Origin of the sequence: Flavobacterium sp. KACC 22761 (assembly GCF_034058155.1) — a bacterium.
In the GTDB taxonomy this organism is placed as follows: Bacteria; Bacteroidota; Bacteroidia; order Flavobacteriales; family Flavobacteriaceae; genus Flavobacterium.
Window position 1 is genome coordinate 166,864 of sequence record NZ_CP139148.1, and the last position, 11,627, is coordinate 178,490.

Here is an 11,627-nt window from a genome sequence, read left to right on the forward strand (position 1 = left end):
TAGTTTATCGCATTTTTGCGAGAACAGACTCTTAAACTTCAAAACTAAAACACTGAACTAAAGTCTTTTACAATAAGAATTTTAAGATTAATTCTTTTTTATATGCTTAATATTGTATAACTTGCATATAGCAAATAAAAAATCTACACATTATGAAAAAAATTCTATTCTCTATTTTAGTAGTTGCGATTAGTATAATGTATCAGCCGATTTTTTCGCAAACCGAGGATACCGAACCAGCTTTAGGATTGCCCGGTGACAATTTAGATCTTTATGCTGTTCTGAGTCTTTTTCAAAAATCAAAAACAATTGAAGAATTTGAAAAAAAATTAAATCTTGAAGAAACTGGGATCAATAACTTGGATCTTAATCTGGATAAAAAAGTAGATTTTATAAAAGTAGTCACCAAAAAGAATGGCAATTCCTTCACTTTCATTCTTCAAGTAAATGTAAATAAAAGTGAAACTCAGGATGTCGCAATTATTTTAGTTGATAAAGATAAAAACGGAAAAGTTTCACTTCAAATGGTTGGAGATGAAGATCTGTACGGAAAAAACTATGTAATTGAGCCCAAAAAAGATGTACCAGCAGTAACTGCAAATCCAGCCTATAAAGGTGAAAATCCTGTCACTGTCAGCACTCCTGCGACCACAGTAGTTGTAGAACAAGCACCAATTGTTCAATATGTATATTCTCCTGCTTACGTTCCTTATTATCCGCCGTATTATTACGGTTATTATCCTCCTTATTTTGCTGCTTTTACGGTATTAGCAGTTGGAATTTATCGTCACAATCACTGGTATCATGGCGGGCATTATGGTTATCACGGAGGTCATTATGGCGGACATAACAACATTATCATCAATAACAACAATAGAAACAGCATTAATCATTACAACAGCAATAGATCGAGGTCGAATACTGTAGCACGAAATAATTCGGGAGGCCGTTATGGCAATAGTGTTTCAAATCGTGCAACAAATACAGGACTTTCAAATAGAGGTTCCTCAGCAAATCGTCCTTCTGCAGGAACTTCAGATAGAGGCTCAAACAGAGGTTCTTCGGCAAATCGTCCTTCTGCGGGAACGTCAGATCGTAGTTTTGACAGAGGGTCATCATCAAATCGTCCTTCAGCAGGAACCTCAGATCGTAGTTTCTCATCGCCAAATAGAAGTTCTTCTAATTTTAGCTCTGGAGGCGGAAGAACAAGATCTGGTGGTGGAGGTTTTAGTGGCGGAGGCGGTTTTGGCGGAGGCGGCGGACGCAGACGTTAATCAAAATACAAATGCATAAAAAAAGATCGGATATTATCCGATCTTTTTTTTATATCATCTGTCTTGTCCTGAAATAGCGATACACAAAAAGTATCATTATGGAAAAAGATCAAGAATTACGCTATGTAAAGCGCACCCAAAAAGATTACAGCATGTCTTTTAAGCTTCAAATTGTTCAGGAAATAGAACAAGGAAGAATTTCAATTTCCCAGGTTAAAAAAGATTATGCCATTCAGTCCCGTTCTACAATCGTTCAATGGCTTCGAAAATTTGGTAACTTTGATTGGGACAATCAAACACCTTCTGCTATGCCAAAATCTCCTGAACAAAAAATAATGGAACTTGAAGCCAAAGTGAAATTATTAGAAAAACAAAAATCATTTTTAGAACAGCAGGCTTACGTTGCCGATAAAAAAGCTATTATTTTCGATATGATGATTGATATAGCAGAAAAAGAATATCAAATTGACATTCGAAAAAACTCACCACCCGAACAATCGAACATTTTAAAGAAGAACATCAACAAACAATAATGTTTGCCTGTACTTTGTTCGGGATAGACAGACAGGTTTATTATCGAAGAATAAAAAGAACCAGTTCCAGAAAGCTTATTGCCTCAGAAGTTATTAGTCTGGTTTTGAAAATTAGAAATACAATGCCCCGAATAGGGGCAAAAAAACTGTATTATCTTTTAAAAATCCAATTGAATCAACTCAAAATCGGCAGGGATAAATTTATAGATATACTTAGAGCTAATCATTTATTAATAACACCTAGGCGTTCTTATCATATAACAACAAACTCTCATCATAGATTTAGAAAGCATGAGAATCTAATATTGGATTTAAAAATCTGCAGACCAGAACAAGTCTGGGTATCAGACATAACTTATGTCGGAAAAAGAGAGAATCCATGTTATTTAAGTCTTATAACAGATGCTTACTCTAAAAAAATAATGGGTTTTTATGTGGCAGATAATATGAATACTAAAAGCAGTTTAACAGCTTTAAAAAATGCAATAAAACAGCGCCGAGACAAAGGAAAAACATTAATCCACCATTCAGATAGAGGACTTCAGTATTGTTCTGATCAATATCAAAAACTATTATATAAAAACAATATAAGATGCAGTATGACACAAAACTCTGATCCTTATGAAAATGCAGTGGCGGAGAGAATAAATGGAATTTTAAAACAAGAATTTAATATTGATAAATTTAATCAGCAACTTGCTGTGATGAAGATTTTAATAAAAGATGCAATTGAGGTTTATAATAATGAAAGACCCCATTATTCTAATTATATGCTAACACCCAATCAAATGCACAAACAAAACATAGTAGAAATGAGAACTTATAAAACAAAAACACCTGCAAAAAAAGTTTTTACAGGTGTTTAATTAAATATATTTGTCTAATAATCTGTATCGATTATTTAGGACTAGTCAATCATTTATTTATTGATCTGAAACGCTCATATCTCTTACACAAACATATTTCCCATCTCTTTTCACAAACAAACTCATATAGTTTCCTGTATTTATAATGGCTTTTGTAGAATCTGTTACCTCAAAAGCCCCAGTTTCTACAACTTGATTTCCGTCATCTGAAACAAATATTTCACCAGTTTTAAATGCAATCTGATTGGAGTTTGAGCCAACATTATCTTTCAAAAACTCTAAAATATTAGCTTTTCCAACCAAAGGAATATGGTTTTGGTAGTAGCTAATGGCATCATCTGCATAATAGCCGACACTTGTAAGCTCACCTGAATTATAAACTCTAGCAAAGTCATCTTCCTTACTTTGAATTTCCTTTTTTATTGCTTCTTTATCAACCACTACAGGTTCTTCCTTTTTTGTATTGCAGGCAAAGATAGAAGTTAAAACACCTAACAATAAAATTCCTTTTAAAAGATTGTTTTTCATATATTTAAGGATTTAAAACTATACCTTAAAAGTACTTATAAAAATTAAAATATCAAGTTATTTCCGATAAAAATATTATCCGGTCATAATGAAGATTTTCAAAAACATTTTGCTATATTTAAATCAATCTGAATTGATTAAAGCAATACAGGCCCTTACACGAATGTTTTTGACCGAATTATAGCAAGTTATTCAGATTATATTGATTCTTTGTCAAAAAAATAGCCATATATTAGCAGGAGAAAAAGCTTATTATTGAAAATCAAAAAACGCTTTACATTTAATTTACCCCCTTTTTTAAAATGAATAAAACCCATTACAATATTTTACTTGCAGACGACGACGACGACGATTGCTCTTTTTTCAAAGAAGCTCTTGACGAATTAAACCTTCCGGTAACTCTTGTAACGGTACATGATGGCGTGCAGCTAATGGATTATTTAAGAACACATTCGCACAGCAACCTACCAGATATTCTTTTTCTCGACTTGAATATGCCCCGCAAAAATGGCCACGAATGCCTGAAAGAAATTAAGGAAATTCAAGAATATGAGACACTTCCTGTGATTATTTTTTCGACCTCATTAGATATTGAAATTGTTGATTTGATGTATCAAAAAGGCGCTACACATTATATACGAAAACCTGGCGAATTTTCTAAATTAAAGGCTGTAATCAGCAATGCTTTATCAACCACTGTCGAAAATAATCTAAAACAGCCTGCAAGGGAACAATTTGTTCTTCAGCCGTAATTTTTTAGGAATGAACCACAAGGAATATTATTTTCTAGCCGATGGCGGTGAAATGGGCGAATTAACACGATCCAAAGATTGGAGCAAGACTGCTTTAAGCCATCCTGATTTATGGCCAAAAAGTCTGCAAACAATGGTTTCGGTGATGCTCAATAATCCTATTGGAATGTACATTGCTTGGGGAACTTCGTACATACAACTGTATAATGACGCCTTTCGCCCTATTTTGGGTTCAACAAAACATCCTGACGCTTTAGGAATTGGTTCTAAAGAAACATTTTCCGAAATTTGGGACACTATCGGGCCAATGTTTGAGGATGTTATGAATGGCAATGCTGTTAGCTATTCTGACCTAAAACTCATTTTGAATCGGAATGGATTTGATGAAGAGTGTTATTTCAACTTTTCCTATACTCCAATTAAAACTGAAAATGGAAATGTTGGAGGCATATTAGTGACCGTTGTTGAAACTACCGAAAAAACTGAGCAGCTTTTAAGCAAAGCAAAAGTTCAAGAAAGCGAGCAAAAAATAAGGCAAATTGTAGAAAATGCGCCTTTCCCAATTGGGGTTTATGTGGGAAAAGAACAACGCATCGAGCTAGCCAATCAATCCATTATGGACGTTTGGGGAAAAGGAAATGATGTTGTTGGAAAATTATACACTGAAATTCTTCCTGAACTTGACAATCAATCTGTTTTTGAGCAAGTAAACCATGTTTTTGAAACTGGTGAAGCCTTTCATAATAAAAATGCCCGTATTGACATTACCATAAATGGTAAACTGGAAAGCTTTTATTTCAATTACAGTTTTACCCCGCTTTACGATACAAATGGAAATATTTATGGCGTAATGAATACCGGAGCAGAAATCACTGACTTGCATCTCGCCACAAAAAAAATAGAAGAAGCCGATAAACGTTTTCGAAATACCGTAAAACAAGCTCCGATAGGAATTACTATTTTGCGCGGACCAGATTATATGGTCGAAATGGCCAATGAAGCTTATTTGAAAATTGTTGACCGAGAAGAAAGTACTTTTGTAGGCAGACCGCTTTTTGATTCGCTTCCTGAAGTTAAAGAGAGTGTAAGTAAACTTTTATCTGACGTACTAACAACTGGAATTCCTTTTCATGGAAATGAAGTTCCAATTCCTTTGAATCGCTACGGAAAACTTGATATATCCTATTTCGATTTTCTTTATAATCCGCTAAGGGAAGAAAATGGCGAAATCTCAGGAATCATTGTTACCGTTACTGAAGTAAGCGAAAAAGTTGAAACTCGAAAAAAGATCGAACTTAATGAAGAAAGGCTTAAAATTATAGTTGAAGCTAGTGAACTTGGCACTTGGGAACTCAATCTAAAAGAAAACAAAATTCACTATTCACAACGTTATTTAGAAATCCTTTCCGGACATAAAGAAACGGTTGATCTAAAACACGAGCAATTACTTACTTTCATTCATCCAGACGATTTACATATAAGAAATAAGGCTTATAACGAAGCACTTGTTTCAGGGATCATCAATTATGAACTAAGAGTGATTTGGCATGACAAATCGGTTCATTGGCTTGAAGCCAAAGGAAAAGTTTTTTTTGATGCCGAAAATAAACCAGAAAAACTTCTTGGAACAATAAGAGATATTACCGACGAAAAAAACCATCAACAGGAACTGGAGGAAAGCGAAAAGCGTTTTCGTTCTTTAACCGAAAGCATTCCACAGTTAATCTGGGAAACAGATGAAAAAGGAAACTCGCTATTTGTTTCTGGGAAATGGGTTGAATATACCGGAATGCTGCCTGAAGAACAAATTTGGAAAAGCATGATTCATCCTGATGATTTTGATGAAAACATGCGAGTTTGGAGTCACAGTCTTGCCACGGGAGAAATTTATAAATGCGATGTCCGAATCAAAAGATACGACGGCATTTACAGATGGCATACTGTTATTGGAGAACCTGTTTTTAATGACGAAAATAAAATCATTAAATGGGTTGGTGCTTTTACAGATATTCATACTGAAAAGGCATTTACAAATGAGCTTGAGCAACAAGTAACCGCAAGAACTAAAGAACTTAGCCTGATGAATGAATCGCTTCAAAAAAGTGAAGAACGATATCATTTGATGGTGGAGGAAGTTCAGGATTATGCTATTTTATACCTCAATCACGAAGGTATTGTTGAAAATTGGAATTTAGGCGCACAAAAAATCAAAGGATATAAAGCTGAAGAAATTATTGGTAAAAATTTCTCTCAATTTTACACCGAATCTGACCGAAAAAATAATCTTCCTCAGAAATTATTGAATTTAGCCATTGAAAAAGGAAAATCAAGCCACGAAGGATGGCGTGTTCGAAAAGACAAAACACTTTTTTGGGCAAATGTAACGTTGACTGCAATTCATAACAAAAACAATCAGATTATTGGTTTCTCAAAAATGACGCACGATCTTACAGAGAAAAAAAGTGCCGATGATAAACTGAAAATGAACGCCTTAGAACTTGAACATAAAAATGTAGAACTTGAAAAAATGAATCAAGAACTTCAATCTTTTGCTTACATTTCAAGTCATGACTTACAAGAACCATTGCGAAAAATTCAAACTTTTGCTACGCAGATTATGGAAAAAGAATCTGAAAATTTATCTGATTATGGAAAAGATAAATTCAAGAGAATGCAAAATGCCGCGCAACGAATGCAAACTTTAATCAACGATTTGCTTTCGTATTCTAGAACGAATATTCAAGAAAGAGTTTTTGAAAAAATAGATTTAGGGAAAATTGTAGCTGAAGTCATAGAAGATTTAAAAGAAGAAATTGAACAGAAAAATGCCAAAATCGAGAGTTTGGAAAATTGTGAAGCTAATATTATTCCGTTTCAGTTTAGACAGCTTTTGTATAATTTAGTCAGCAATTCTCTTAAATTTTCAAATCGAGAAAAACCAATTGTGATAAAAATCAATAGCGAGATTGCCAAAGGTTCTGATTTGAAAAATGAAAAATTAGTGCCCGAAAATTATTATTGCCATATCAGAATCGAAGACAACGGAATTGGTTTTGAACAACAATACAGCTCAAAAATCTTTGAGGTTTTCCAGCGTCTTCACGGAAAACTCGAATATACAGGAACTGGAATTGGCCTTGCAATCGTAAAAAAAATCGTAGATAATCATAACGGAATTATTACGGCAATGGGCGAACTAAATAAAGGCGCCATTTTTGACATCTATATTCCGGCTACATAAAATCAAAACTATACTACTTTAAACAAATTCTAAATGAATAAATTGCCTCCAGCTTTAGCTGGAGGAATTTATAGGATTTTTTTAAGGCTTTAGCCAAACTTGCTTTTTTTGGCTAAAGCCAACTTAAGATTCATTATTAACCCTCCAACTGAAGTTGGAGGCAATTGATTTAAAGCTTAAATTTTCATTAGATCTTACTTAAATACAGCACCCTCAAAAGGTGAAGCAGGCAAATTTTCTTTATTGTACAAATTGGCCTCAATTGGATTATCTGCCCAAGCATAACGAACTTTGACAGGCTTGGCAATATTTTCATTCCAAACGTTGACTTTATTTCCTTCGATCACAGCGCTTGCCCAAACAAATTTTCCGTCGCTTCCAGCAATTTCAAATCCTTTCAAACGATCGCTATTTTTAATCATCAAGCCACTTCCAGTATCAGTAAAAGATAAAATCAATTGATTGCCTTTTTTTTCTGCCGATTTAAAAAGCGGACCCGAAGCCACAATATTTTTTTCTCCGTACGCAATTTTTTCAGCTTGTAATGCCAATCTTTTTCCAACATCATATTTGTTCAAAGGATGAATGTCATTCCATTCACCGAGATCTATCGTTACTGCCATTCCCGTATTCGGAATTGCTAAAGTGTTTTTTTGTTGTTGACGCAAAGCGGCCCAATTGCTTTCTGCCGGTTCTGTTTTCGGTTCCATAAAATTGGCTAACTGTACAACCAAAAATGGAAAATGGCCTTGCTTCCAAGCTGAACGCCAACTTGAAATTAACGTTTCCATCAGTGCACCATATTCCTCAGGTTTTTTAGTGCTCGATTCTCCTTGATACCAAAGTGTTCCTTTTATAGCATAATTCGTCAAAGGTGCAATCATAGCATTATATAATCCCACGGGTTTCCACCTGATGAAAGTTGGGGATGGCAGAGGAGACATTTTCACTCCTAATTTATATTTCCACGGACCTCTCAAATCAATTGAGTCTTTATCTAAAATAAGCTGATACGGTTTATCCTCAACAAAACCTCCTTTTCCTGAATTATTGATTACTCGAATTGCAATTTCATTTTTTCCCTCTTTTAAAAATTTCGGATCAAAGGAATATTTTCTTGGTGGATACAAATAAGAAGTTGTTCCAACGAAATTCCCATTTACATAAACCGAATCAGCATCTACGATTCTTCCCAAAATTAATTTAGCTGAAGAAGCTTTTAGATTTGACAAATTGACTTCTTTCCTGAACCAGACTGCACCATTAGTTTTCTCTAAAGCATAATCGCTCCAATATCCAGGAATATTCATAACAGGCCAGTCGATATCATCTAAATCAGCTTTTGACCATTGTTTTTTCAAACCTTCATCTTGGCGATTTATTCCAGAATACCAATCGGAGCTGACTTTTTTGTCATTCGCTTCAATTTGTGTTCCTAAAGTTCCATCCTTGAATTTTTGATACTCCGCATCATATTCGGGAAATTTCTTCACAGCATCGGCGCTCAGCCAAGATTCTGCAGGAGAACCTCCCAAAGCGCTGTTGATTAAACCAATCGGAACTTTGTATTTTGCATAAATTTCGCTTGCAAAAAAATAAGCAACTGCCGAAAAATTTAAAATATTTGCTGCGTTTACTGCTTTCCATTCGCCCGAAGACAAATCCGTATTTTCTTTGGCAAAATCATATTGATCCGGAACTAAAAATTGTCTTATTTCCGAATTGTTTGCTTTGGCAATAATATCTCGGTATTTATCTTTTACGCGTTCCATCGGCAATTCCATATTCGATTGTCCAGAACAAAGCCAAACATCACCAAACAAAATATCTTTGAGAACAATTGAATTACTCGCTGACAAAGTCATTTCATAAGGTCCGCCCGCTTTTTGAGAAGGCAAGGTAATTATCCAATTTCCATCTTGAGAAGCTGTGGTGTTAAACTTTTTTTTGTCGAAAGAAAGCTCAACTTTTTCATTTGGTGCCGCCCAGCCCCATATTTTCACCGGAATATCGCGCTGTAAAACCATTCTGTCACTAATCAATCTCGGAAGTTTTATTTGAGAATAAGTAGTACTGCAAATGAGCGCACTGATAAAAATTAGTATTTTTTTCATTTTCAAAATTTTATTTTCTGCTAATCCCGAAACTTCGGGACTGAAATCATTTTTAAAGATAATTAACCCGTTGGTGTAATTTGAAAAAATATTTCAACACATAGAAACATAGATTTTTCTTTTTGAAAAGGTAGTTGAAAAAAACTAGTTTCTAACAATCGGGAATGTTTCTATATATTAAAATTAATATCCACATCAAGTTTATTATTCTCCTCTAACATTTGACAGCAAAAAGCCGAGAGGGCTCAACTCTCGGCTTTTATATAAAACAATTTATTTGCAATTTTAGCCAATTCTGTAAAAGAAACACTTACTTACAACTTTATCCAACTTAATTGGCTGTTTTAATTGTTTTATCAATTTGATTTCGGTTATTAGGATTTTATTTCTTAGTAACCTGGATTTTGATACGTTGCTTTTTCTGCTGTTGTCATTACCATAGCATCTAATTGCCCTTGTGGGATTGGACGCAAATAATGATGCTTATCAATAGTTCTTGTAACGGTTACAGGCGTATGATCACCATATGTACTACCACAAATTTGGTATGAACCAGCAAGTTCTTCCCATTTTTGAGTACGAACTAAATCAAACCAGCGATATCCTTCTGCATAATATTCACGAGAACGTTCTGCTAAAATATAATTGATATCGATTACTGCTGGAGTTGCTGCAGTCAAGGCTGCGCTATTATCAGCCACTTTTGCCATATTTCCACCATTATCCCATCTCCATTTTCCAGCTCGTGCGCGAATAACGTTTATTAATTCGCGAGCACTTTTACCAGCTCTTGGAGCTGCGCCTTTTACAGCAGCTTCAGCGGCAATAAAGTAAAGTTCAGAGAATTTTGCAATATTAAATGGACGTGTACTAGCTGCGTTTGGCTGTCCTAAGCCCGTTCCATTATCTGTACGATAAACACCCAATTTCCAAAGTCCTGGATAAACAATTCTGCTGATACCGCTCGGATTAATAACATAATCTGCTCTTCCTGGCAATAAGCCGGCACCAATATTTCCTGTTGATGCAGCATAAACTACAGCTGGATTATCTTGAGGCAAAAATGACAAAATAGCTCCACCTGGACTTACAGGCAATCCGTTTGCATTATTTAAAGTTGCAGAAGTATTTCCTGCCTTGTTCCAATTTCCTCTATATACTGTTGTAAAAGTTCCGTCGTAACGAGAATCATTTGTTTTATCAGCAAAAGTGTTTTTAATTACATTGATTGTAGGGCACATACGTGTCCAAGGACGTCCTAAAGGTTGAACAGCTTCACGTTGCACAGAACTTACTCCAGAACTTCTGATGTTCGTATAATTCCATGTCATCATCCAGCCTGCAAAGTTTTCTGGCGCTGCACCATTTGAATAAGTCAAACTACTTGCATTATAAAATTCGCTTGACTCTGTGTGGTCTGCATATAATAATATTTCACTATTTCTATCATTAGTACCTACATTCACATCATAATATGTGTTTTGCAAACTAAACGATCCTGGATTTTCAATTCCGTCTGCAGCAATATTATAAGCTTGTTGAAAATACCAGCTTGCGTCGTGTCCGTCAGGATCTGTTCTATTTGTTTCAGGATAAGTTGGAACATTATTCGGATTTTGAAGCCACCAAGCATAAGTTAAATATGCTTTTGCCAAATACAATCTTGCAACCGTTTTAGTTACACCTCCTTTTACTCTTCCTGCCACTGGCAAATCATTTACAGCAATCAATAAATCAGGGAAAATCGCTTTTGTATAAACTTCAGTCACCGTGTTGCGTTTAGAAGTTCTCACAGGATTTGTATTAAATTTCAACTCTCCTGCACCTAAATCTAGTGGTACACCTCCAAAAGTTTGAACCAAAAGAAAATAATCAAAAGCGCGGAAAAACCTAGCTTCGGCAATTAATGCATTTGAAATAGTTCCAACTGCCGCTGCATTTTCAATAATACCGCTCGCTGTATTTATATTTGGAAATGCAGTACCCCACAATCCGTCAGAACGGCTGCTAGTAGCTGTTATTGAACCAACACCTGAAAGATCCATATCCTTAAAGTTGTTGTCGGCACTTTGTGCATATGTCGCTTCATCTGTTCCGGTCACTAATGTGTTGTAATAATAAGCCGGACCATAAATATAACGCAAGTGCGCATACATTGAAGTCAATCCTCCAAAAACACCTTTTTCTGTCTTAAAAAAACCAGGCTCATAAATACTTCGTGGCTTTTCATCCAAAATTTCACTGCATGACCCTAAAAACAGCATCAAAAATAGTGCTGTTATAAAAGTTCTTATTTGTATACGTTTCATCGTTTTCTTT

Annotated in this window: 8 protein-coding genes; 5 read left to right on the forward strand and 3 right to left on the reverse strand. The window is 35.0% G+C overall.

The genetic code is table 11. The features are described 5' to 3' along the window. Positions 1–152 precede the first annotated feature (152 nt). The 3 genes from SCB73_RS00685 to SCB73_RS00695 all read left to right on the forward strand — a co-directional run bounded on the left by SCB73_RS00685 (position 153) and on the right by SCB73_RS00695 (position 2,673). Entirely contained in the window at positions 153–1,274 is a 1,122-nt protein-coding gene (locus SCB73_RS00685) for a hypothetical protein (RefSeq protein WP_320568279.1), read from the forward strand. 98 nt (positions 1,275–1,372) lie between these two features. After that, positions 1,373–1,807, forward strand: coding sequence for a hypothetical protein (locus tag SCB73_RS00690; protein ID WP_204251647.1), 435 nt, complete (start codon positions 1,373–1,375; stop codon positions 1,805–1,807). Then, on the forward strand, positions 1,807–2,673 hold the full coding sequence (locus SCB73_RS00695) for an IS3 family transposase (RefSeq protein ID WP_320568280.1): 867 nt from the start codon (positions 1,807–1,809) through the stop codon (positions 2,671–2,673). Before SCB73_RS00690 ends, SCB73_RS00695 begins: the two co-directional genes overlap by 1 nt. A gap of 57 nt (positions 2,674–2,730) precedes the next feature. Here the strand turns inward: SCB73_RS00695 and SCB73_RS00700 are convergent, their stop codons facing one another. Next, a complete protein-coding gene (locus tag SCB73_RS00700) occupies positions 2,731–3,201 on the reverse strand; it encodes a YybH family protein (RefSeq protein WP_320568281.1) in 471 nt (156 codons plus the stop codon). A gap of 302 nt (positions 3,202–3,503) precedes the next feature. Here SCB73_RS00700 and SCB73_RS00705 point away from each other — a divergent pair, with 302 nt between their 5' ends. Beyond that, a complete protein-coding gene (locus tag SCB73_RS00705) occupies positions 3,504–3,953 on the forward strand; it encodes a response regulator (protein WP_320568282.1) in 450 nt (149 codons plus the stop codon). Positions 3,954–3,963: 10 nt separating this feature from the next. Continuing rightward, entirely contained in the window at positions 3,964–7,194 is a 3,231-nt protein-coding gene (locus tag SCB73_RS00710; protein WP_320568283.1) for a PAS domain S-box protein, read from the forward strand. Between the two features lie 194 nt (positions 7,195–7,388). Here SCB73_RS00710 and SCB73_RS00715 read toward each other — a convergent pair whose 3' ends face one another. Next, positions 7,389–9,308 (reverse strand): sialate O-acetylesterase, encoded by a 1,920-nt coding sequence (locus tag SCB73_RS00715; RefSeq protein WP_320568284.1) that lies wholly within the window; start codon positions 9,306–9,308, stop codon positions 7,389–7,391. 389 nt (positions 9,309–9,697) lie between these two features. Next, complete coding sequence (locus SCB73_RS00720) at positions 9,698–11,617, reverse strand: RagB/SusD family nutrient uptake outer membrane protein (protein ID WP_320568285.1); 1,920 nt, start codon at positions 11,615–11,617, stop codon at positions 9,698–9,700. Positions 11,618–11,627 lie beyond the last annotated feature (10 nt).

Coding starts and splice junctions, on each gene's coding strand:
- SCB73_RS00685 (WP_320568279.1), top strand. CDS start 153: ATGAAAAAAATTCTATTCTCTATTTTAGTAGTTGCGATTAGTATAATG.
- SCB73_RS00690 (WP_204251647.1), top strand. CDS start 1,373: ATGGAAAAAGATCAAGAATTACGCTATGTAAAGCGCACCCAAAAAGAT.
- SCB73_RS00695 (WP_320568280.1), top strand. CDS start 1,807: ATGTTTGCCTGTACTTTGTTCGGGATAGACAGACAGGTTTATTATCGA.
- SCB73_RS00700 (WP_320568281.1), bottom strand. CDS start 3,201: ATGAAAAACAATCTTTTAAAAGGAATTTTATTGTTAGGTGTTTTAACT.
- SCB73_RS00705 (WP_320568282.1), top strand. CDS start 3,504: ATGAATAAAACCCATTACAATATTTTACTTGCAGACGACGACGACGAC.
- SCB73_RS00710 (WP_320568283.1), top strand. CDS start 3,964: ATGAACCACAAGGAATATTATTTTCTAGCCGATGGCGGTGAAATGGGC.
- SCB73_RS00715 (WP_320568284.1), bottom strand. CDS start 9,308: ATGAAAAAAATACTAATTTTTATCAGTGCGCTCATTTGCAGTACTACT.
- SCB73_RS00720 (WP_320568285.1), bottom strand. CDS start 11,617: ATGAAACGTATACAAATAAGAACTTTTATAACAGCACTATTTTTGATG.